This is a genomic window from Streptomyces sp. NPDC048196 (assembly GCF_040652715.1).
In the GTDB taxonomy this organism is placed as follows: Bacteria; Actinomycetota; Actinomycetes; order Streptomycetales; family Streptomycetaceae; genus Streptomyces; species Streptomyces siderophoricus.
Genome location: NZ_JBEZMM010000038.1, coordinates 1 through 22,807, shown reverse-complemented (window position 1 = coordinate 22,807; position 22,807 = coordinate 1). Strand labels below are relative to the sequence as shown.

Annotated in this window: 15 protein-coding genes, 1 tRNA gene and 1 pseudogene; 10 read left to right on the top strand and 7 right to left on the bottom strand. The window is 69.3% G+C overall.

Features of this window, described 5'->3' with window-relative positions; genetic code table 11:
* The first annotated feature begins 88 nt into the window (after positions 1–88).
* The 3 genes from AB0E02_RS28780 to AB0E02_RS28770 all read left to right on the top strand — a co-directional run bounded on the left by AB0E02_RS28780 (position 89) and on the right by AB0E02_RS28770 (position 4,756).
* Positions 89–2,224, top strand: a complete 2,136-nt coding sequence (locus tag AB0E02_RS28780; RefSeq protein ID WP_362144259.1) for an FUSC family protein — start codon at positions 89–91, stop codon at positions 2,222–2,224.
* A gap of 184 nt (positions 2,225–2,408) precedes the next feature.
* Positions 2,409–3,488, top strand: a complete 1,080-nt coding sequence (locus AB0E02_RS28775; RefSeq protein WP_362144256.1) for a rod shape-determining protein — start codon at positions 2,409–2,411, stop codon at positions 3,486–3,488.
* Positions 3,489–3,739: 251 nt separating this feature from the next.
* Positions 3,740–4,756: an alpha/beta hydrolase gene (locus AB0E02_RS28770; protein WP_362144255.1), complete on the top strand. Its 1,017-nt coding sequence runs from the start codon at positions 3,740–3,742 to the stop codon at positions 4,754–4,756.
* Positions 4,757–5,302: 546 nt separating this feature from the next.
* On the opposite strand, the gene AB0E02_RS28765 is transcribed toward AB0E02_RS28770, so the two are convergent.
* The gene (locus AB0E02_RS28765) at positions 5,303–6,049 is read right to left on the bottom strand and encodes a TetR/AcrR family transcriptional regulator C-terminal domain-containing protein (RefSeq protein ID WP_362144252.1); all 747 of its coding nucleotides are present in this window, start codon (positions 6,047–6,049) and stop codon (positions 5,303–5,305) included.
* 441 nt (positions 6,050–6,490) lie between these two features.
* On the opposite strand from AB0E02_RS28765, the gene AB0E02_RS28760 reads away from it, so the two are divergent.
* Positions 6,491–7,732, top strand: a complete 1,242-nt coding sequence (locus tag AB0E02_RS28760) for an FAD-dependent monooxygenase (RefSeq protein ID WP_362144351.1) — start codon at positions 6,491–6,493, stop codon at positions 7,730–7,732.
* Between the two features lie 571 nt (positions 7,733–8,303).
* Here AB0E02_RS28760 and AB0E02_RS28755 read toward each other — a convergent pair.
* Positions 8,304–8,828, bottom strand: a complete 525-nt coding sequence (locus AB0E02_RS28755) for a CGNR zinc finger domain-containing protein (protein ID WP_362144249.1) — start codon at positions 8,826–8,828, stop codon at positions 8,304–8,306.
* A 25-nt stretch (positions 8,829–8,853) separates the two neighbouring features.
* Here AB0E02_RS28755 and AB0E02_RS28750 point away from each other — a divergent pair, with 25 nt between their 5' ends.
* Together AB0E02_RS28750 and AB0E02_RS28745 are read left to right on the top strand one after the other, a co-directional pair.
* A complete protein-coding gene (locus AB0E02_RS28750) occupies positions 8,854–10,476 on the top strand; it encodes an MFS transporter (RefSeq protein ID WP_362144246.1) in 1,623 nt (540 codons plus the stop codon).
* Between the two features lie 416 nt (positions 10,477–10,892).
* Entirely contained in the window at positions 10,893–11,534 is a 642-nt protein-coding gene (locus AB0E02_RS28745) for a DUF1360 domain-containing protein (protein ID WP_362144244.1), read from the top strand.
* A 121-nt stretch (positions 11,535–11,655) separates the two neighbouring features.
* On the opposite strand, the gene AB0E02_RS28740 is transcribed toward AB0E02_RS28745, so the two are convergent.
* Positions 11,656–11,737: transfer RNA gene (locus AB0E02_RS28740), tRNA-Arg, on the bottom strand.
* Positions 11,738–12,683: 946 nt separating this feature from the next.
* Between AB0E02_RS28740 and AB0E02_RS28735 the strand changes: the two genes are divergently transcribed.
* Positions 12,684–15,233 (top strand): tetratricopeptide repeat protein, encoded by a 2,550-nt coding sequence (locus AB0E02_RS28735; protein ID WP_362144242.1) that lies wholly within the window; start codon positions 12,684–12,686, stop codon positions 15,231–15,233.
* A gap of 981 nt (positions 15,234–16,214) precedes the next feature.
* Here the strand turns inward: AB0E02_RS28735 and AB0E02_RS28730 are convergent.
* The 3 genes from AB0E02_RS28730 to AB0E02_RS28720 form a co-directional block, all read right to left on the bottom strand.
* Positions 16,215–16,973, bottom strand: a complete 759-nt coding sequence (locus AB0E02_RS28730) for a hypothetical protein (protein WP_362144240.1) — start codon at positions 16,971–16,973, stop codon at positions 16,215–16,217.
* A 531-nt stretch (positions 16,974–17,504) separates the two neighbouring features.
* Positions 17,505–18,593 carry an XRE family transcriptional regulator gene (locus tag AB0E02_RS28725; RefSeq protein WP_362144348.1) on the bottom strand — a complete coding sequence of 363 codons (1,089 nt, stop codon included), beginning with the start codon at positions 18,591–18,593 and terminating at the stop codon, positions 17,505–17,507.
* A 32-nt stretch (positions 18,594–18,625) separates the two neighbouring features.
* Positions 18,626–19,261 (bottom strand): hypothetical protein, encoded by a 636-nt coding sequence (locus AB0E02_RS28720; RefSeq protein ID WP_362144237.1) that lies wholly within the window; start codon positions 19,259–19,261, stop codon positions 18,626–18,628.
* A 388-nt stretch (positions 19,262–19,649) separates the two neighbouring features.
* Here AB0E02_RS28720 and AB0E02_RS28715 point away from each other — a divergent pair, with 388 nt between their 5' ends.
* Positions 19,650–20,060: a hypothetical protein gene (locus AB0E02_RS28715; protein ID WP_362144234.1), complete on the top strand. Its 411-nt coding sequence runs from the start codon at positions 19,650–19,652 to the stop codon at positions 20,058–20,060.
* On the top strand, positions 20,047–20,685 hold the full coding sequence (locus tag AB0E02_RS28710; protein WP_362144231.1) for a hypothetical protein: 639 nt from the start codon (positions 20,047–20,049) through the stop codon (positions 20,683–20,685). The genes AB0E02_RS28715 and AB0E02_RS28710 overlap by 14 nt, the downstream gene beginning before the upstream one ends.
* 1,056 nt (positions 20,686–21,741) lie before the next feature.
* Here AB0E02_RS28710 and AB0E02_RS28705 read toward each other — a convergent pair.
* A complete protein-coding gene (locus tag AB0E02_RS28705; RefSeq protein ID WP_362144229.1) occupies positions 21,742–21,873 on the bottom strand; it encodes a hypothetical protein in 132 nt (43 codons plus the stop codon).
* Positions 21,874–22,284: 411 nt separating this feature from the next.
* On the opposite strand from AB0E02_RS28705, the pseudogene AB0E02_RS28700 reads away from it, so the two are divergent.
* Positions 22,285–22,511, top strand: a pseudogene (locus AB0E02_RS28700) (site-specific integrase); the annotation flags it as partial.
* Between the last annotated feature and the right edge of the window lie 296 nt (positions 22,512–22,807).

Genomic DNA, 22,807 nt, shown 5'->3' with positions numbered 1-22,807 from the left:
CGCGCGGGGGCGGACCCGCCGGGCCGCACCGGGGTGCCGGTCCGCCCGCCGCCCCGGTACGCCCTGCCCTGACCCGTATCCTCTCGTTATGACCTGGTCGCGTGCCCTGAAGGACGCCGCCCGCTCCGGGCTGACCATCGAGCGGACCAAGCTCACCCCGCTGATCGCGGTCCGCGGCACGGCCGGTGTCGCCCTCGTCATCGGCCTGTGCCTGTGGCGCGGCAACCCCGCCCTCGCGGTGTCCTCCGCCTTCGGCGCGTTCTCCTCCGGCATCGTCACCTTCCAGCGCAGCATGCGGCCGCGCCCGGTGCTCGCGCTCGCCGTCGCCGGCGCGCTGGCGGTCTCCACCTTCCTCGGCTATCTGGCCGCCGCCCATGTCGCCGCGTTCGTCCTGCTGCTCTCCGGCTGGACCCTGCTGGCCGGAATGGCCTGGGCGATCGGCCCGGTCTCCGGGCTGGCCGGCACCCAGACCGTGGCGATCATGCTGGTCACCGTCACCTTGCCGACCTCCGTCCTCGGCGCCCTGGAACACGCCGCGCTGATCTTCTTCGGCGGCCTCGTCCAGGCCACCTTGATCGTCGTCTTCCCGGTCCGCCCCTGGGGCACCCAGCGCGATGCGCTCGCCGACGCGCTGGCCGCCGAGGCCGACTACGCCCGCAGGCTGCGGCACGACCCCGTCGCACCCTTCGACCCGGCGCCCCTGATGGATGCCCGGCTCGCCGCCACCGTGACCGCCCGTCAGGCCCGCCGCCGCCCCGTCCAGCTGCACGGCCCACGCGGCCTCGCCGAACGCGTCCGGCCGGTCCTCGCCTCCCTGGCCGACCCGGTCGTCGGCGCCCCCCTGGAAGGGCCCGAACGCGACCGCGCCCGCGACCTGCTGGCCGCCGCGGCCACCGTCCTGGACGCCGTCGCCCACGCCGTACGGCACGCCCGCCCCGTACGGCTGCCGCCGGAGGCGATGGCCACCCTGGAGGTCCCGGCGACCGGCCCGATGCTGAACGGCCACGCCCGGCGCTCCGCCTACCGCCTGATCTCCCTGCTCGCCGACGCCGTCGAGCTCACCGACGAGCCGGTACGCGCCACCCGCCCCACCACCGAGGCGGAACGTGGGCAGGGCGGGCGGGAACAAGGCAGCCATCTGCTGCGCCCCAGCGTCCCCCGGCTCGTACCGGTCGCGCTGCGCTCCCTGCACCGCGAGGCCCGCTGGTCCTCGCACATCTTCCGGCACGCCCTGCGGGTGGCCGCGGTCGCCGCCGTCGGCTATCTGCTGGGCACCGCGCTGCCGTTCGGCCACGGCTACTGGGCGCCGCTGGCCTCCGTCATGGTGATGCGCCCGGACTTCGCACAGACCTACTCCCGGGGCGTGGCCCGCTTCTGCGGCACCCTCGTCGGCGTCGCCGTCGCGGGCACGGTGATGGCCCTGGTGCACCCCGGCGCCTACGTCAGCGCCGCGCTCGCCGTGGTCTGCGTCTGGCTGATGTACCTGCTGATGCGCACCGGCTTCTCGGTGACCTCCGCCTGCGTGGCCGCCTACGTGGTCTTCCTGCTGGGCATCGCCGGCGCCGGCTGGGAACAGACCGTCCAGGAACGCGTCGTGCTCACCCTCCTCGGCGGGCTGCTGGCGATGCTCTCCTACGCGCTGTTCCCCGCCTGGGAGACGCCCCGGCTGCGCGACCGGCTCGCCGACTGGCTGGACACCAACGGGCGTTATGCGCTCGCCGTATGGGAGGCCTGCGCCCGGCCTGCGGAACGCCGGCCGCGACAGGTCCGCGAGGCCCTGCTGGACGCCCGGGCCGCCCGCGCCGCCTGGGAGAAGAGCGAGGACCGCGCCGAGAAGGAGCCGGTGCGGCACCGCGGACTGTCGCCGGGCGCGGCGAAGGCGGCCGGCGCCGCGCTCGCCACCATGGGCCGGGTCACCATGATCCTGGAGGCCCATCTGCCCGCCAAGGACACCGAACCCTCCGCCGGCGCCGCAGCGTTCGCCGCCGAACTGCGTCCGAGCCTGGAGCGCGCCACCAAGGCCGTACGGGAACGCGGCCCGCTGAACTGGAGCGCCCTGCGCACCGTATGGGAATGGTGGGACGCCGAAACGGGCAGCGAGGGCGTCGCGCCGCGCGCCGCCGGGCTGCTGCTCGATGCCCTCGACGAGCTGGCCGAGGCACTGTCCGGCGACCCGGAAGCACACGAGGAGGGGGCACGGGGAACCATCCCACGCCCCCAGTAGTCTTATTAATTGCCCGCAATGAACCCCATTGGTGCCCAATGAGGCCATCTGCGGCCCGCCGCCCCCCAGTTCCCGTCAGCGCAATTCCGCATTTCGTCCCCGTCAGTCAGTCCCCCTCACTTCCGTTCCCTCAGTTCCGTCCCCGTCAGTTCCGCCCCGTCGCGAGAGAGCAACCCCACTCCCCATGGCGTCCAGCACTTCCTCCGGTACGTACGACATAGGCATCGACCTCGGCACCGCCAACACCCTGGTGTACGCGCGCGGCAAGGGCGTGGTCCTGAACGAGCCGTCGGTGGTCGCCGTCAACGCCTCCGGCGAGGTCATCGCCGTGGGCGAGGAGGCCAAGCGGACGATCGGCCGCACGCCCTCCGGCATCACCGCGATGCGCCCCCTCAGGGAGGGCGTCATCGCCGACTTCGAGGCCGCCGAGCAGATGCTCCGCGCCCTGATGAAGAAGGCCCTGCCCAGCCGCCGCTTCTCCCGGCCACGGGTGGTCATCTGTGTCCCCTCCGGCATCACGGGCGTCGAACGGCGCGCGGTCATCGACTCCGCCCGCGGCGCCGGCGCTCGCGAGGTGCACCTGATAGAGGAGCCGATGGCCGCCGCGATCGGCGCCGGCCTCCCGGTGGACGAGCCGGTCGGCTGCATGGTGGTGGACATCGGCGGCGGCACCACCGAGGTCGCCGTGGTCTCCATGGGCGGCCTGGTCACCGCCCAGTCCCTGCGGGTCGCCGGTGACGCCCTGGACGCCGCGATCACCGCGTACGTCAAGAAGAAGCACTCCCTGGCCATCGGCGAGCGCACCGCCGAGGACATCAAGATCGCCATCGGGTCGGCGGTGTGGACCCCCGTCGACGTCGACGAGGACGGCGAGCCGGACCGCCGCTCCTCCTACACGGTCCGCGGCCGCGACCACGTCAGCGGCCTGCCCCGCCTCCAGGAGATCGGCGAGGAGGAGATCCGCCGGGCGCTGGCCGAACCGGTCGACGCGATCGTCCGCGCCGTCCACCAGACCCTCGACGCCTGCCCGCCGGAGCTCTCCGGCGACATCATCGAGCGCGGCATCGCCCTCACCGGCGGCGGCGCCCTGCTGCGCGGCCTGGACCGGCGGCTGCACCAGGAAATGGGCGTACCCGTACGCGTCGCCGACCAGCCCCTGGACTGCGTCGTCAACGGCACCGCCAAATGCGTCGACGAATTCGCCAGCCTGCACGGCCTTTTGACGGGCGCGAAGGAACAACCGCGGAAGACCGTGCGTTTGTAGTTCGTAGGGTGACTGCTGGGGCTCAACACGGAGGCCTGGCTGGTCCAGGGCTGACCGCTGCAGCGGAACTCTCTATGGCTGACCGCTACGGGGCGGAACGCTGTAGGACTGACCGCTGTACGGCTGACCACCGCAGTACTGACCGCTGTAGGGGCGGCGCCGCTGAGGAGACCGCCCCGCCAGGATTGCCCTACCCGGAGACCGCCCACCCGGAGACCGCCCCGCCGGGAGACCGCCCACCAGGAGGACGCATGCCGCAGACCACGGAACCGGCCGACCACCCCGCCGGCCCGGTCCACCGCTTCGCCGAGATCCCCGAAGGCCGCATCCACTTCGTCGAGCAGGGCACCGGCCCGGTGGTCCTCCTGGTCCACGGCTTCCCCGAGTCCTGGTACTCCTGGCGCCACCAACTCGCCGCGCTGTCCGCCGCCGGCTATCGTGCGGTCGCCATCGACGTCCGCGGCTACGGACGGTCGTCCAAGCCGAGCGAGGTGTCGGCCTACCGCATGCTGGCCCATGTGGCCGACAACGTCGCCGTGTTGCGCGCCCTGGGGGAGGAGACCGCGATCATCGCGGGCCACGACTGGGGCGCGCCCATCGCCGCGCACACCGCGCTGCTCCGGCCCGACCTCTTCACCGCCGTCGCCCTGCTGAGCGTGCCGTACGTGCCGCGCGGAACCACCCGTCCCACCGAGGCGTTCGGGCTGCTGGGCGGCGACGAGGAGTTCTACGTCAGCTACTTCCAGGAGCCGGGCCGCGCCGAGGCGGAGATCGAACCGGACGTCCGCGGCTGGCTGGCCGGCATCTACGCAGGCCTCTCGGGCGACGCCAAGCCCTCCGCCGACGACCAGGACGGCAACGGGCTGACGCGGCTCACCGTCCCTGTGGGCGGCAAGCTCTCCGACCGCTTCCCGGCCGATGCCACCCGCCCCTCCTGGCTCACCGAAGCCGACCTCGACTACTACGCCGGCGAATTCGAGCGCTCCGGCCTGACCGGTGCCCTCAACCGCTACCGCAACGTCGACCGGGACTGGGCGGACCTCGCCCCCTGGCAGGGCGCCCCGATCACCCGGCCCGCCCTCTACATCGGCGGCGACCGCGACGCCCCGACCAAGTGGCTGGCCGACGCCATCAAGGCGTTCCCGGTGACCCTCCCGGCCCTCTCCGGCTCCCACATCCTCGAAGGCTGCGGCCACTGGGTCCAACAGGAACGCCCCGACGAGGTCAACCGGCTCCTGCTCGACTGGCTGCGCACCCTGCCTGCTTGAGGGGGCCGCCCCACCAGGGGCCTGAGGGCATGGGGGTTTGAGGGTCTGAGGGCTGAGGGCTGAGGGTTCGGGAGGCTGAGGGCTTGAGGGGATGAGGGTCCGGGAGTTCGGGGGGCCGAGAGTTCGGGGGTTCGAGAGGGTGGGGGTCTGAGAGGGCGAGCGGGCGAGGGTCCGAGAGGGTGAGAGTCCGCGGCCCGAGAGTCCGGGGGCCCGAGTCCGGGAGCCCGAGTGCGGGGGCGCGAGAGCCCGGGGCCCTAGAGTCCGGGGCCCGAGACTTCGGGGGTCCGAGAGGGCGAGGATCCGAGAAGGCGAGAGCCCGGGCCCGAGAGTCCGGGGGCCCGAGTGCGGGGGCGAGAGCCCCGGGCCCTAGAGTCCGGGGCCCGAGACTTCGGGGGTCCGAGAAGGCGAGAGCCCGGGCCCGAGAGTCCGGGGGCCCGAGTGCGGGGGCGCGAGAGCCCGGGGCCCGAGAGTCCGGGAGCCCGAGTCCGGGAGCCCGGAGCCCGGAGTCCGGGGGCCCGAGCGCCCGAGGCCCGGGGCCCGCACCCTCTACCGGCTGCCGCCCATATAGGCCTCCAGCCCGTCGAGGATGCGCTCCAGGCCGAACTCGTCCGCCCGGTCGCGCGCGGTCGCATCCGCCTCCGTGGAGGCGAGCGCCGCGGTGACCGCCGGATAGCGGTCGGCGCGCCCCACCAACAGCTCGTTCAACGCCGCGCTCATCACCTGCTCCGGCTCCGTAGCCCGCGCACTGCCCAGCCCCATCGAGGCCGACACCTGCGCGGGGGCCCGTACGTGGCCGCTCACCACGACCACGGCATCGAGCTGCTCCCCGCCGCTCAGCCCGGTGTCCGCCAGCGCGGCCACGGCCGCCTCCGTCCAGCCGAGTTCGTTCGGCCCCATGACGCGCGGACCGGTGGCCGCACCCAGCAGCCAGGGGTGCCGGTGGTAGACGGTCGTCAGCGCGCCCGCCCAGGCCCGCAGCCCGTTCCGCCACCCCTCGGGCAGCTGTGGCGGTTCGCCCATCGCGCTGTCGATCATCAGCGCGACCAGCTCGTTCTTGCCTGGCACATAGCGGTACAAGGACATCTTCGTGAAGTCCAGCTCGCCCGCGACCCGTTGCATCGAGACCGCCCCCAGCCCGCCCGCATCAGCGAGCGCGATGGCGGTCCCGGTGATCCGCTCCAGACTCAGCGCGGGCCGTGGCCCGCGGCTGGGCCGCTCCCGCCCGCCCCACAGCAGCTCGACACTGCCTGTCTGATCCCCGAACACACTGCGCTTCTCGTCCTCGCCCACCATTCCCGCATCCTAAAACTGCGTCCGGGGTACACAAAACAGTGTCCGTCGGATACAGTTCCTTTGTCGGTCGGACGGTCCGACCCACGCTCATCGGCCCGGTCCGACCAGCCAGGCCCGAGTGGGATGTGGATATGTGATGACGGGGGAAGAGCGATGACTCGACGTACGACGACGGCCCGCGAAAGGGGACGCGAGGCGTACGAAACGTCCCGCGCGCAAACGGCGGGCGTGGGCTCGGGCACGGACTCGGGCGTGGGCTCGGGCACGGACCCGGATGCCCGCCTCACCGAGATCGGCGGCGGCCCCGCCCACCGGCCCGAGAGCCGCGCCGATGGCAGAAGTCGTGCCGGAGGTGACGGCAGAAGCGCTGCCGGAGGTGACAGCGGAGGTGAGGGCGGAAGCGATGGTGGAAACGACGGCGGTCGGAACCGCACGGTCCTCATCTCCGGCGCCAGCGTGGCCGGCCCGGCCCTCGCGTACTGGCTCTGCCGCCACGGCTACCGCCCCACCGTGGTCGAGGTGGCCCCCGCCCTGCGCGACGGCGGCTTCGCGGTCGACTTCCGGGGTGCGGCACATCTGACGGTCCTGGAGCGCATGGGGATCCTGGACGAGATCAGACGCCACAGCACCGGCGGCGGCTCCGCCATGAGCTTCATCGACGAACGGGGCCACCAACTCGCTGCCCTGCCACCGGAGTTCACCGGCGGCGACCTCGAAATCCTCCGCTCCGACCTCTCCCGGATCCTCTACCACCACAGCCTGGCCGTGGCTGCCGACGGGCACCCGGCGCCCGAGTACCTCTTCGACGACACCCTCACCTCCCTCACGCCCGCCCCGGACGGAGTCCACGCCACCTTCGCGCGCACCCCGTCCCGCACCTTCGACCTGGTGATCGGCGCGGACGGTCTGCACTCCACCGTGCGCAGGCTGGCGTTCGGCCCCGAGCAGGACTTCGTCAGCCGCCTCGGCTACTACGTCGCCGCCTGGGACCTCCCGGAGTCCGCCGGTGACCTGGCCGCCCAACCCGTCGGCTACTCCGAACCGGGCCGCATAGCGACCGTCGGCCGAACTCCACGCCGCAGCACCGACCCGGGCTATACGGGCGAGGCGTTCTGCGTCTTCGCCTCCGATGAGGAGCTGCCCCACGGCCGGCGCGATCTGCCCGCCCACAAAGAGGCAATAGCCAGAGCCTACGAAGGAGCCGGCTGGCGCACCCCGGAGCTGATCGACACCCTCTGGGCCGCCGACGAGCTCTACTTCGACTCCATCAGCCGCGTCGATGTCCCGTGCTGGTCCACGGGCCGTATCGCCCTCCTCGGCGACGCCGCGTACGGCGCCACCCTCGGCGGGATGGGCACCGGCTCAGCGATCATCGGCGCCTACATCCTGGCCGCCGAACTGGCGGCGTCCCCCGACGACCACTCAGCGGCCTTCACCCGCTACGAACGCAGACTCCGCCCGTATGTGACCCAGTGCCAGGAAGGCGGCCGCGGCACCGGCGCCTTCCTCGCCCCCACGACCCAGGAGGCCATCGACGCCCGCAACGCCGCCCTGAACGACCCGACAGCCCGCGCCGCCATGCTGCAACAGGGCCACGACCTCTCCACGGCCATCACCCTCGACGACCCCCTCCCGGCCCAACGGCCCCTCCACCTGACCGGGACAGCAATAGACCTGGCGTAGCGGTTCATAGGTCCCTCCCGCGTGAGGCGTTGATAGGCCCACAAGACGCGTGTGACACATGTTGCCCGTGTGACGACTTGATAGGCCTGCGTTACGCGCTCATGGGACGCGCGTGGCGCGTTCAGAGGCTCGGGTGAGGTGTTCCTGGGGCCTGCGTGGCGCGTTCATAGGTCCGCGTGAGGTGCTCCTGGGCCTGCGGGTGACGCGTGACGTATTCCCGGGGCTCGCGGGTGACGCGGCCCTGGGGCCCGCTGGGGGGAGGTTGCGATCCGTGACGCGTTCCTGGGGGCCGCAGGTGACGCCTTCCTGGGACTTGCGACGCGTTCCCGGGGCCCGCGGGGTAAGGCGTTGGCTGGGACCGCTTAGCGCGCCCGTAGGCCCGAATGGCACGCCCATAGGCGGCGCGTGGCGCGGATCGGGGCTGCTGCCCTCCCCGCCCGCGTAGCGCTACGCGGGCGGGAGGGGAGCGGAGAGGAGGAACGGTGGGAGGGGTGGGAGGGGGCGGGGCGGGGCCGGGGGGAGAGAGAAGCGGCCAGCGGAGAAGCCCGCGGAGCCCGACCACCCCACGCCCCTACAGCGCCCGCCGCTTGGCCCGGTGGCGGCGTACGGCGTCCCGGTTGGCGCAGGCGTGTGAGCAGTAGCGCTGCCGCCCGGCCCGACTGAAGTCGGCATACGCATTGCCGCACTCGGCCAGCGCGCAGCGCCCCAGCCGGTGCATGCCCAGCCCGGTCAGATGCAGTGCGGTCCCCACGGCAGCCACGGCCCGCAGCACACCGCCCAGCCCGATCCCGTCCTCGCGGTAGTGAATGTGCCAGCCGCCATCCGCATGGTCGGTCAGCCGCGGAGGGGTGGACGCCTCGGCGAGCAGCTCGTTGAGCAGCGCCGCCCGCCGCTCGTCCGTACCGGCATCGACCACCTCCGCCCACCGCCGGAGAAAGCCCAACACCTCGGCCAGGTCGTCCTGTTCGACGGGCCGGTCGATCACCATCCCCGCCGCCACGCACCGTTCCTCCAGCTCCCGCACGCTGCCCGGAGGCACATTGGTGAGCTCGACCACAAAGCGGACGGGATCCTCCCCGTAAGGGTTCAGCTGCACAAGACCATTACACCAGGCTCACCACATGACTTCCCACCCACCCATGAACCCCCATCCCGCCGGAAACCACCCAACAACCGCCCATCAAAGCCCAGTTCCCCCCACCACCGACGACACCAAAATCCGCACCCCCGTCACCCCGGGCACCTTCGCCACTCCAGACGCCCCGGGCACTCCGGACGCCCCGGACGGCCCGGGTACCCTCGGCACTCCAGACGAGCCAGGCACCCCGGATACCCCGAGCACGCCCGGTAAATGGCTCCCCCTCCTGGCCACCTGCCTCGGCACGTTCCTCCTCCTGGTCTACGCGACGATCGTGACCGTGGCGCTGCCGAGCATCGCCGCCGATCTGCACGCCGGATTCGGCCCGCTCCAGTGGGTCGTCGACGTCTACACCCTTGCCCTCGCCGGACTGCTCCTCGGTATGGGCTCCCTCGGCGACAGCCTGGGCCGCAAACGCCTCTACGTGCGCGGTCTCACCGCATTCACCGCCGCCACCCTCGCCTGCGGTCTGGCCCCCAATGTTCAGGTGCTGATCGCGGCCCGCGCCGTCCAAGGGGTCGCCGGCGCGGCCATGTTCGCCACCCTCCTCCCGCTGATCGGCCTCACCTACACCGGGCGCGACCGGGCCAAGGCGTTCGCCATCTGGGGCGCGGTGGCCGGCGCGGCCGGCTGCGCGGGAAACATCGCGGGCGGCATCCTCACCCACTTCCTCTCCTGGCAGTGGATCTTCTACGGCGCCGTTCCCCTCTGCGCCGCCACCATCGCCCTCTCCGCCAAGGTGCTCGCCCGCGACGCCACCCGGCCGGCCCACATCGACTGGCCGGGCATAGCGACCTTCACCCTGGCCGCGCTCGGCATCACCTTCGGCTTCATCCGCGGCGGCGAAGCGGGCTGGTCGGCCCCGTCCACCCTGCTCGGCTTCCTGGTTGGCGCCGCCCTCCTGGCCGCCTTCCTCCTGGTCGAACGCTCCGCGGCGCGCCACCCCACGCACCGGCCCATGCTGCCCCTGACCCTCTTCCGCAACCCCGCCTTCAACGGCATGCTCCTCGCCGCCTGCGTCTATTACCTGTCCGGCTTCGGCTTCCTGCCCGTCCTCTCCCTCTGGCTCCAGGACGGCGCCGGCCTCTCCTCCCTGAGCACCGCCTTCGTCATCACCGCCCAGCCAGCGGCCTTCTTCGCCACCTCCGCCCTCGTCGGCAGTGCCCTGCACCGCCTCCCCGCCCGCTGGACCCTCGGCGGCGGCTCGCTGATCGTCGGCCTCGGCAACCTGGCCTTCCTCGTGACCGCCCCCGGCTCCTCCTGGCCGGCCCTGCTCCCCGGCCTCGTCCTCACCGGCGTGGGCGCCGGCCTGGTGTCACCCGTCCTCCCCGCGACCGCCATGTCCTCGGCGCCTCCGTCCCACGCCGGCGTGGCCGCCGCCGCAGCCAACAGCGCCCGCCAGCTCGGCCTGGCCCTGGGCATCGCCCTCCTGGGCACCGTCTTCCACCAGTCCGCTCCGCCCCCGGCCCCGTCCCCCACCGCCTACGCCCACGCCCTCCACACCGTCTTCCTCCTCGCCGCCACCCTCGCCCTCACCGGCGGCCTCATATCGACCCACCTCCTGAGCCGCCCCAACCGAACCGAACCCCGGCCCACCGCCAACTGATCCACACCGAACCAGCCCCCAGCCGGGGCGCCGGACCAGCCAGGCAGCGGACAAACCCACCAAGCCGACCGACCCCCCACCCCATCCGCCCCCCGGTCATCACCCACCCCACCCACACCGCCCCAACCACCCCACCCCACCCCGCCACATCAGGTGCCCCCTCCCACCCCGGCGCTTAGCCTGACCACAGGGGCCCGCCCCCAAAGAGCCTGACCGCAGGGACCGACTAACCAGAGACGGAACCACACCAGCAATAGCCAGAGTCAGCGCCAGAGCCCTGCCGGCGACGACCCACGACGGCCGACAACGCTCCACGAAGGCCGACGACGGCCCACGAAGGCCGACGGTGCCCCACGAAGGCCGACAGCGACTCCCGACGACCCACGACCGGGCCCGCGCAAAGGAAGCGACACGCCATGGGCAGACGCACTCCTCGACGACGCGATCGTCGCCGCGCCCTGCCGGACCCCTGGCCGCCCGACACCCGACCGCCCGAGTCACGGTCCTCCGACGCCCATCCGCCCGAGCCACTGCCGCCCGACGACGCACGGCAGCCCACCGGGCACGACTACTCACCCGAAGCGGACCGCCCCCTACGCGGCTACCTCACGGCCCTCGCCGCCTTCGGCGCGTACAACGCCGGATGGGCGATCGCGATCCGCCGCCGCGGCCGGGCACTGCCGGAACGGCCCGACCCCCGGGACCTGGCCCTGACCGCAGTGGCCACCTTCCGCCTCAGCAGACTTCTCACCAAGGGCTCGGTCACCAGCCCCCTCCGCGCCCCCTTCACGGTCTACGAAGGCCCCGAGGGTCCCGCCGAAGTCAGCGAACGTCCCCGCAAGGGCGGCCCCACCGAAACCCTCGGCGAACTGCTGACCTGTCCCTTCTGCCTCAGCGTCTGGCTGGCCTCCACCCTCACCGCCGCCCAACTCCTCTGGCCCCGCCTCACCCGCACCACCACGGGCGCCCTCACCGCCCTGGCCGCCGCCGACGCCCTCCAGTTGGCCTACACCGCCCTGGAATCCCGCGCCGCCCACCCCGAACCCCCACCCAACTGACCTCCCCGGCCGCAGGCCCAACGAAAAAGACCCTCCCCATGGGGAGGGTCCGGCGCTTTCGCATGTGCGGCCACACCGCCCCTGACCAGCAAAAAGACCCTCCCGATGGGAGGGTCTGGCCTGGCGCCCCCGGCAGGACTCGAACCTGCGGCCAAGTGCTTAGAAGGCACTTGGTGAGTACCAGCATGGTGCGGCTCTGACCTGCAACGATGGCTGGGAATGAAGGGCCGTGAGGCGGATTTCCGGAGTTCTCGGGAAGTGGCAGACGTGGAGTGACTGTTCATCGCGCACGCGGGGATGGACATCCGAGCGTCGGCCCGCGCGGCGACCAGGACGCATGCCCGGACGCTCAGGATCCTCGTCATTCGCCTGGTGACTCAGGTGCGAGCGAGCAGCGACCCATATGTCGGATAGGAGCGAGGCCATGTGTGCGAATTGAGGTCACGACCGTGTGAGCGGCGCTACGGTCTAAGCACCGGCTGCTGACGGACGAGGCGTGGGTTTCCGCGAGAGCATAGAGGGCCGCACGGTGGGAGGTTTGATGGTGGGGAGCTCGGGATCAGGGCGTGGCGCGCTGTGGCTGGCTGTGGTGTTGGCGGGCACAGCGTCGGTCGGGTTAGTTGCAGCGGCAGTGATGGCCGATTTGAACACAGCAGCGCTCATATCAAGCCTCATAGGCGCTGTGGTCGGCCTGGTGGGCGCGGTGGGGTCCTTCGTCGCCCTGATCCGCAGCCCCAGCGATAGCGGTTGTGTGGGACGCCAGGTCCGATCAAGGCGAGGTGGGTTCGCTGCCGGCGGCAATTTCACCGGTAACGCCGTCGGTGACCGCTCACAGGTGTCGGGACCGCGCACTCCTGATCGTCGGCCTACAACCCAGCGAGGCCCCGATCACGTTCAGGCCGGCCCAGGTGCTGTGGCAGCTGGCGGGGACATGACCGACAACGCCTTTGGCAACGAGAGCCGCCGATGACTGCGCTGCCGTGGCGTCGCGGAAGAACGTCTGCCCGCACCCGCCCGGAAGACGGCACCCCTGCAGGGAGTGACCGGGACGTGGACTCTCATGCGCAAGAGCCGGGCACCGCCGTTCCCCCGGACAGCGCGCGACACGTAAGGGTGAGCCGCGGCGGCGTAGGAGCCGGCGGCGACATCATGGGCAACGCGTTCGGTCCCTACAGCCGGGTTACCAACATCGCGGAGCAGCACGTACATCTGCCGCCCGACCGAGGGCTGGAGGTGACATGGCCGCTGGAGATCGGGGCGGTGCCGGCGTTGGCCACGGCTTTCCAGCCTCGGAGCGATCTGCGCAAGAAGGTTGAAGCGGCCCGTTCGGGCGGTGATCCCGTCGTGCTGACCCAGGTACTTTCCGGCGGTGGCGGTGTCGGCAAGTCCCAGCTGGCTGCCGCCTACGCCACTGAAGCTGTGGCGGATGGCAGGGAGCTGGTGGTCTGGGCATCGGCTGCCCACACGCACCAGGTGATTACGCAGTATGCACAGGCAGCCGTTCGCCTCGGAGTTCCGGGCGCCGACGCGGGGGACCCAGAAGTGGTTGCCCGTGCCTTTCTCTCGTGGCTGGCCACCACTCCCCGCCGATGGCTGGTGGTTCTGGACGACATCACGGACCCCACTGGCCTCGCCCCTTGGTGGCCAGCCAGCCACACCGGCTCCGGTTGGGTGCTGGCCACCAGCCGTTTGCATGACGCTCGGCTGTCCGGCGGTGGCCGTACCCGCATCGCAATCGATGTCTACACCCCTGAGGAGGCACACGCCTATCTGCGCGCCCGGCTGGACGGCGATGGCATGGGCCATCTCCTGGACGACCATGGCGGAGCCCTAGCGGAAGCCTTGGGCTACCTCCCGCTCGCTTTGGGGCACGCCGCCGCCTACATGATCAATGAAGATCTCCCTAGCGCTGACTACCTCGAACGCTTCCACCGCATCCGGTTGGAGCAGGCGCTGCCGGAATCGGCTGACGCCGATGGCTATGGACGACAGATCACCGCCACCCTTCTGTTGTCCCTGGAGGCCGCCCAGCGTGCCGACCCCAGCGGCCTGGTCACACCGGCCCTGATCCTGGCCGCCCTCTTGGACCCCGCTGGCCATCCCCGTGCCGTATGGGGCACCCCCACAGCCCTCCGCTATCTCACCATCTGCCGTATGGCGACGCATGCCCCTCAGCATGAGAAGGGGGCAGCGGCCACTGTCGAGCAGGTCCGCGCAGCCTTGCGTATCTTGCACCGCTACGCACTACTCACGTGTGACACGCGTGCGGAACCCCGTGCAGTGAGAATCCATGCTCTCACCGCTCGTGCTGTTCGGGAATCCACCCCGCCTGAAGTCCTTCCGAGACTTGCAACCGTAGCTGCTGGTTCCCTGCTTGAAGCCTGGCCCGATCCCGATCAGCCTCATCCCGACCTCGCAGCCGCTATGCGCGCCAACACTGAGGCCCTCGCTGGTCATAGCGGCGACCACCTCTGGTATCCCGAAGGCCACGCAGTCCTTTACACCGCTGGCTACAGCCTCGCAAACGCAGGTCTGACAGCCTCTGCCACCGCCTACTGGCAGCAACTCGCCACTGACAGCGATCGCGTACACGGACCCCATGACCGAGGCACCCTCGTTGCCCGTATCCAGCTAGGCGCCTCGCACCGTCAAGCGGGGGAGAGCGATAAGGCCGTTACCCTCCTGGAGCAGGTACTCGCCGACTGTGAACAGACGTTGGGGCCTGACAATCCCGACACTCTCGTCGCCCGCGGCAATCTTGCTTGCGCCTACCAACAAAGCGGGCGCGCGGACGACGCCGTTACTCTAACGGAGCAGGTACTTGCTGACTGCAAGAGGAGGTTGGAGCCTGACCACCCCAACAGCCTCGCGGCCCGGCACAACCTCGCTGCCGCCTACGGCTATGCCGGCCGTACCGATGAGGCCCTTTCGCTCGCAGAGCAACTGCTCGAGGACTGCGAACGCACGATGGGTTCCGATCACCCCAATACCCTTGCCGCGCGCGGCAACTTAGCTGGCCTCTACCGCCATGCGGGGCACATCGACCAGGCCATAAGCATTGAGGTGGAAGTACTCGCCGCCCGGGTGCGGACTGCAGGACCCGCCCATCCCGACACCATCGTTGCGCGTAGCAATCTCGCCGCCTCCTATGAGAAATCCGGACGCATCACCGACGCCGTTGCCTGCCTGGAACAGGCGCTCCGTGACAGCGAAAAGACCCTAAGCGCTGACCACCCCGAGACCCTCAACGTTCGCCGCCGCCTTGCAGATTGCTTCTACCACCATGCGGGGCGCATCGATGAGGCCCTCGCTATCGAGGAGGAGGCGTTGGCCGTGCTGGAACGGAGACTGGGGGCCGACGATCACAGCGTCCTCGTTGGCCGCGCCAGCCTCGGCACTGCTTACTGGCAGGCGGGGCACCTCGATAGAGCCATCACTATCCTCACCCGGGTGCTCGCCGACAGTGAACGAGTTCACCCTGATCACCCCGATACGCTCGCGATGCGCGGCAACCTTGCTGCAGCCCACTGGCAGGCGGGCCACATCGACCAGGTCATTACTCATATGGAGCGGCTACTTTCCGACAGTAGGCGACTTCATGGCGCCGACCACTCCACCACCGTCACTGCCCTTGCTGGTCTTGCCGCTGCGTACGTACAGGCAGGGCGCGCCGACGAGCTCAGCACCCTCTTGGAGTAAGGGGTGCGGTTCTTCTGAAGGGGTGAGTGAGCCTGGCAAGGCTAATTGGGGCGGGCTCGAACCGTCCCGTGTCTAGAGTGGCGATGGAGGAAAGGGAGCCGTTTCGGTGTCAGTTCCCTGAGTCGGCTACCCAAAACGGTTTCCGGTAGCGAGGTAGGGCCTGACTCGATTCCTCGGATCAGGCCCTACCTCTTCGTCCCGGGTGAGGTTCGGAGTGGCGCGGAAAGGCCGGGGCCGCCGGCCTGGGGCTTCTGTCTGGAGCGGGTGACGGGAATCGAACCCGCGCTCTGAGCTTGGGAATCAGGGGGCTCTCACGTACCCAGTGCCCGCCTGACCAGCGAAGATGCCCCGACTCGGGACGTGTGCCGGCTTGAATCTCTGGCCCTTGCAGACCGTTGTTTACCGCCCTGTCTGGCACGGCACTGGCACGGCGGCCTAGACGGCTCGGAAGGGGTGATGCTCGTGGCGCACTGACCGCTTCACGGCATATTGCTGTCGCCGCCGACAGTGAGTGGATCGCTTGCGCGAAGCGATGTGTCGGAGCAGCAGGTGCCGGGTCGCCTGAGGGCGAGATCCCCTCGGGCGGCCCGCCCTGCGGGCCCCGCCATCACGGCTGGACCACCGCCGTGACGAGACACCCGACCGGTGCGAGGCAGCGGTGAAGGAGCAACCGCGCCCTCGCCTCGCGCAGGGCGGGCCCTGGCCGCTCAGGCGCCAGCGTCGAGGGCAGACGCAGAAAACCGCGGCAGCGGTACGGGTGCTGCCGCCCTCGCCGGGGGTGTCACCATGCGTCGTCCGTTCGCTGCTGTCACGGCCAGCCTGGTGCTCGTCACTGGAGCCGCTGCCGGAGCGGCAGGCTGTTCGTCCTCGGCATCCGCGCCGCAACAGCACGCGCACGGCGTTTCCGCGCCGTCTGCCTCGACGCCGGCGCAGTCCCCCCGGCAAACCGGGGGGCCGTGCGAACCACGCGTGAAAGTGCGATCAGCGGTTGCGGCGTCGAGACGCCTTGGCCTGCTTCTGCCGCTTCTTGCGGAGCTCTGCCGCGCGACGCTCGGCTCGGACCCGGGCGTCTTCCTCTGGTCCGCGCATGGCTCGGACAAAAGCAGCTTCTGTGGCGGCTTCGTCGTCGAGCAGCCACTCTGGGCAGGAGCCAACTACCGGGGCAGTCTCGTCCGCGAGCGCTTTGTTCAGCTCGTCCAGAAGGTCCTCGCCGCGCTCGTATTCGATCAGATCGAGCGGGTGTCCGTAGACAACGCCCGGTCCAACCGGAGTCGAGCGGAACTCACAACCGTCGTAGGCGACAATTCCGCCCTTCTGGCCCCGAGCTTCGCCTCGCGGTATTTGCTCCCCGTAGCTATTCGCAGCCTGACCGCGGCGGGCTTCCGGTCCCCCAAGGAAGGGGCAGACCATCGCGCTGTAAATCATGCACAACCGATGGCCAGGGCCCTCCTGCGTCGGGGCTGCGTTCTGAAACTTGCCGCCGACGCCGGCCGCCAAGACTTCGGCCAGCATCTCGGTCTCTTCGCCGTCGACGACCCGCCACAGGGGGCCGGGCGGGACCTCCAATCCACATACGGTGCATCGCCGTTGGGTGACGCAGAGGAACACCCGCCGCATGCTCAGGGAGGCAAACTGGGGGACGCCGCCCTCCCACGGGGTGATAGCGGGCACCGGGTAGCCGCGAGGGTCGCGGGGGCGAGAAGCGATCGCGGGCGGCATCGGAATGTCGGCAGGGCGCATTCGCCAGATATTAGTCGGACTGTCCGACTGAGTCCGCCGTTTTCCGACTTTCCTGTGCTGGATGGAAACGAAGAACAGGGCGGCTTGCCATGCGGTGCTGCGAACATCACGAAATGCACAACTAGGCGGATATGCTCCCGACGGTCGTGTACGACGGACCGATAAGGGCCCGGCGAGGCCGGATCGCCTTGGGCCGGTTGGTCGAAGGGCGCGATCACCGTTCACAACAGCGGCAAGGCTCACCTGCCCGGATGTGCTCATCTCTCCGACAGCCAGATACAGGAGTCGAGGTCCGGGTGGGTGACCGCTCAGGTCCCAGGTGCATGGGAGCCGGTCTGTCTGTGAGTCCGATCCACTTCAGGCGACCGAGGGCAACACCGGACTCGCAGGCGCCAGTCGTTGCCGGACCTGCGCTGCCACTCAATAACCGGAGAATCACGCGCTGGCGGAGGACGGCAGTCGCGTAGCTTGCCGAAGGTGGCTCTTGCGCTACGACACGCATGCTATTGGCGCTCGTAGACCGAGCTCCTATCAGCCGTGTACGAGTCGAAGTCCGGGCCGTGGAGCCGCGGAGGTTTGGCCGCCCCCCTGCACGCTGATTGGTACGAGGCCGAAAACGTAGTCATTGAGTTCTTCGGGGTGTATCCCCACCTGGTCAGCGACCTCGGCGGGTGTCATGCCTCTCTCACGCAGGGCATCGAAGACCTTTGCCAGGAGTTGGCTACTTTCGCGAGCCATGAGCGACTTGGGTTCGCCGTTGCGATAGCCCATCTGCGCAAGCTTCTTGATCGTCTGGCCGTGCTTCCACTCGGAGAGGAGGCCGAGATCGCGGAGCCGATAGGCAAGCGCCATGGCGGATACGCCCCAGCGTCGCTTGGCGCTCAGGATGCGGTCCACCGATGCGTCGCGCAGTTGCTGGGCGACGATCCCAGCTCTGGGCATGAGGAAGGCAGACGCGAAGGCGTTGGCCTCCGGCTCGGCTGCTCGGCCGCCAGGGAGTCGATATTCGGAGTGCAGGACGAGGTGGCCGAGTTCATGGGCGGCATCGAACCGGCCTCGTTCTCCTGTCTTCCGGGTGTTCAGGAATACGTAGGGGGTGCCGGCGTGCGTGGTGGAGAAGGCATCCGCGTCGAGACAGTCCGGGGCCAGGGAGAAGACCCGTACGCCGTTGGCCTCCAGCAGATGCACAAGGTTGGGCACTGGTGCTTCACCCAACCTCCAAGTGGCCCGGACCTGTTCGGCGGCTTGTTCAGGTGTGAGGTGAGGGTAAGTAGGAACGTTGCGCCTTGGCAGACGGAACCGCTCCTGCATCCATGCGTTGAGGGTGGAAGCCACGGCACCAGAGCCAAGTGTGGCATCTCGCTCCAGGGCACTCATCTTCGTGGGCGCCCTGAAGCTGACTGCGTCTAGCTGCATCTCCGGTGCCGGCGGAGCCTGAAAGAACGCCACGGGAAAGCGCAGGACCTTCGCCAAGGCGGAGAGCGTATCCGCGGACGGAGCCTTCCGGTGCTTCTCGAAGGCGTTGATGCTCTGCGCGGAGAGCCCAGACGCCGCAGCCAGTGCCGCTTGGGTCATGCGCCGTCTCTTGCGCGCGAGGACCAGCCGCTCCGGCGTGAACACGTATTTCAACTCCCATGTCTTGCTCTGACCAGTTAATTCTCCCCCAAGAACTCCACGACGACCTCCGGGGCCTCTTCAGTGCCGGGGGCGTCAAGGGAGATGTCGAAGCCCGGGGCGTCCATGGGAGGCAGGCTGATCGGTATCCGGGTGAGCCACTCGTCGACGAACTTGCCGTTCATCTTCACCGGCAGGGACAGTTCGGCCAAGATCTCTCTGCTATCGCGCCGGTAGAGCAGGCACCAGGTTGGGATCTGGTCCAACTCGACTCCGTACAGCAGCTCGTCGTGGGACATGAACGACAGTTGGCCGTTTTTCTCCACCATGCGAGCCATCGCCGGACCCTTGGGGTTTTTCGACCTCACTTGCTTCTTCAGATCCGCGACCCCGCCTTCGGCGCTGATGGCTGTGATGGCGTGTGTGCGGTCGGGATGGATCACGCGCAGGATGCTGTCCCGAGAGGTGCGCCCCCATCCGTCGGGCACCAGTACCTCGGCCAAGTAGCGGTTCGCTCGGCTCCAGAAGAGGAACCCCCGGGCGGCGGGAGCATCGAAGTCTGTGCAGCTGCGTACGTCTTCGAGTGCCATGCTTAACACCACGGTGAACAGGTCGGTGGAGACGCCGAGTTGGGCAAGCTGGTTGACCTGCCGCTGGGGGTCGGGCTGTGCCAAGGTCTGTTCCCTCCAAGCATCTCAAGTTTCAGAAATCATACCTCGATCGAGGTGAAATTTCTGAAACCCAAGCTGATCGTACTCATGTTCCCCTTGGCTCCTCAAGCGCGGTGCTTCACACGGGTGTTGCCGCTACTGTGGCTGTACGTCCGACGGCGGCCTCGTTGCCAGCGCGGTGGTGGCGTCACAGTGCAGGAGATGGGTTGGGTGCACGACGGAGTGCCAGGCTTCTGCGAGGGTGGTGGGGTGCTGACAGCGCGCGGCAGTAGGGCACTTCTGTAGCCGCGTAGCCCTATCGGCATCCATGGTTCGGGATTGCTCTCAGAGTGTCAGTGGCGCGCGGTACGTTCTGCGGGCGGACGACGCGAAAGGGGAGGGCAATTCGATCATGTATGACGCCGAGTTAATGTCTGTGGCCACCGGTGCAGCCGGCTCACTCGTTGCGGCCATTGCCACATGGGGCGCCGAGAAGATGCGGGGCAGGGTCATGCACTTCTTCCGCCAAGGCAGTGCGGCCCAGCGGAGAGCGGCTGCCCAAGCGGTGGATGACACCGCGACACAACTCACTTCGTCTGCTGAGGGCGCTGACGCCCTAGCTGCGAACGTGTGGACTCAGCTCATTGCCCAATACCTTGCTCAGCACCGCGACGCCATGAGCGAGATCGGTGATCTTGCCGTGCCTGCGCCGCCCTCGAAGGTCTGGCACCAGCACAACAGAGGCACGGGAACGTTCATTGGCGGCGACGTTCACGGCGGCGTGACCTTCAATTACGGCGAGGCGGCAGATGGAGGACGCTGAAAGCCGGGAACAGCACAATCACGGATCCGGCACGTTCGTGGGCGGAGACGTCAATGGCGGCATCTGGCACATTTTCCTTCCGCCCTACGGCAAAAAGCAGACCGCTGCTGCACCAGCGCGCCAGCACCGCCCTGAGCGGGACGACGAGGAGCCAGACGACGACTACGACGACCTGGCTGCAACCCTCGCGCTATTGGTCCTAGCCGCTAGCGTGATGGGTACGGCCACTGTGCATGAAGCGATGGGCTGGCCGTGGTCCAAAGGAGGACCGTCTCTGGGGATCACCGAGCGCATCATCGGAGGGCTGGTCTTCTTCTACGGCTTCCTGGCTTGCGTCGCTGCCTTTTTCGCTCGTCTTGCCCAGGTCTTCGAGCTTTGGGCGGAACAATGTACGGTCACGGCCACGCAAAGCCGAGGTCGATGGGTGGCTCGACCCCCTGCGTTCATGTCCAGGGCTGTGGCAGCTCTCGCTGCTGCTGCCGCTTCCTTAGCCGAGGTGCTCGCCTCTCTCTACGGTTGGCGATCTTTCGGTGGTGAAGTGTCACAACGCGCCCACACAGCCCGTCTCAATGCCGCTGCAAATGCGCGAGCTGCCCGTGCCGCGGCTAAAGGGCTACAGACTTAAGAGCTGGCCCGCTGACGGCGGTTGGGGCGCGCATCAAGTGCTGAGCGGATACTCGCGAGACCCTGATGTGGCAGCTGTTGCAGCCTGCGGACATGCCAGAGCTGCGCCTTCATGCAGGCCGCCACTGCGCCGTCTAGTGCCAATGCGTCTTGCGGGACGGCGCCTGGTGTGTGGAGTTGAGCGAGGCCGTCCAGGCGTCGGCTGCGTCTTACCCACGGTCAGCCGAGTGGTCGACGTCTGTGCCTTCCTCAACCGCCTGCCCATACTTACCCAGCCCCGCCTACTGCCCTTGGTGGGTAAGAGCCGGGAGCTTCAGCGGCCGTGAGTGCGCGGCGAGCGCAATTGCGTGACCGTGCCGGGGCTGCCACGAAGGGGCTTCAGGAGAAGGCCAAGCAACGAAAGAGGTTGCGCACGAGTGTGAGGGGCTCGTGGTCGCCGTCCAGCAGGGAGGGCTGCGACCATGACTCGTATGGCTGCCAGGAGATGTGACCGCTGTGATCTGTTCATCGGGGAAGGCTGCGACTGTCCACCAGACGGATCGGCTCCGCGCGCCGATGCCCCGGCTGCCTTTGCTCGGGCTGGGCGCGGGTCCGTTGCCCCTCCCGACAGGATCCTGATCTCGCCGCATGGGGTGGCTCACCTTCCGGATGCGTGCAACCACCATCCAGAGCAGAGCCATCGAGACGCAGGGTGGGGATGGATCCCGCAGCCGGCGAAGGGGCTGTGGGAGGACATAGGGCCAACTCGCCCGGTGCACGCCACTGAGGGCAATACTGCGCTTGTCGCCAATCGCCGATGCGGGAGTTGCTTGTCGTAGCGCGGGGAGGTCGTGCTCACCTTCGGTGAGCAGCTTCGTGGCTGCCCGCTCCTGTACGACGGGTCGGTGCTCAGTGCGGCGTCGGCGAGCAGATGCATCCGCCAGTACGGATGGAGTCTGCCCTCGGTTGTGGGACCTGACCGACTGGCGAGTGCGAGTACGGGCGTGGGGTCGTCGAGGCCGAGCCGTACGGCGAGGCGGCCGAGGTCAGACTGCTCGTCGCCGAAGATGGCCAGTTCCTAGTCGATGAGCAGGCGAGCGCCTGCGGGTCCGCTAAGAAGGTGACCCGGCTGCAGGTCGTGGTGCAGCAGCACCGGATGGACGGTGCGCTCCGTGGCCTCGTCGAGTTCCCAGTGGAGGGATCGGGCCACGGTGCGCAGCCTTGGTGCAGGCGTCGCATACATGCGCATGCGGGCATGGAGGTAGTCAGTCCAGCTGAGATGTTGTCGGGCGGCGGCGACGCGGCCGAAGTGGGTGCCGGGGATGCGGTGGATGGCCATAAGTGGTTCGACAAGTTCCTCCATAAACCGGTAGGCGAGTATGGGCTCCGCGTGAACTGCGACCTGCGCGGTCCACGGCGGAGTGCTGCTCCGGGACGCGGCGAGTAGCTGTGGACCTGGTCGCCGAGGTTTTTCCCAGGGTGTTGACCACCCCCGGGGAGGAAGTAGCACTCCTGGCCCTCCCATGTGGCGCGCATGAGGAGGACGCGGTCGTCCTGAAGGACGACGGCCTTGGCAGCGGTGCGGATCTCGGGGATGACGGGGTCGGTCACGGCGCTGGTCCACACCGGTCACACCCTGGCGACCCGATCCGGGGCCACCCTCAAGGACACGATGGTCCGCGCCGGCCAGTCGTTGGAAAGGCGGCACTGAGCTACCAGCACTCGGATCTTGAGCGGCAACAGGAAGTTGCGAGCGGACTGGACGACCTCGTGCGGGCCGCCCGCAGCAAGGCCCGTCAGAAGCCCTCCGGTGAGTCTTCTGGTGCGGATCTGGTGCGCGACGCCTAGCCCGGTCTAGACAACAGACAAGGCCCAGGTCACTGACCTGGGCCTCAACTATGGAGCGGGTGACGGGAATCGGGCACGGTGGCGTGCGGTAGCCGTCGTACGGCGCCTGTGGGGGTCAATCTATGAAGAGAACGCCGTCCGTGGGCGGCCCCGTATCGTCGGATTGCGGCTGCAAGGCCACAAGGGCCCGGGGGGGGGGGGGGGGGGGGGCCCCGGGGGGGGGGGCGGGGGGGGGGGGGCGCGCCGCCCCGGGGGCGCCCGGCGGGGGCGGGGGGGGGGCGGGTGTGCAAGAGGGT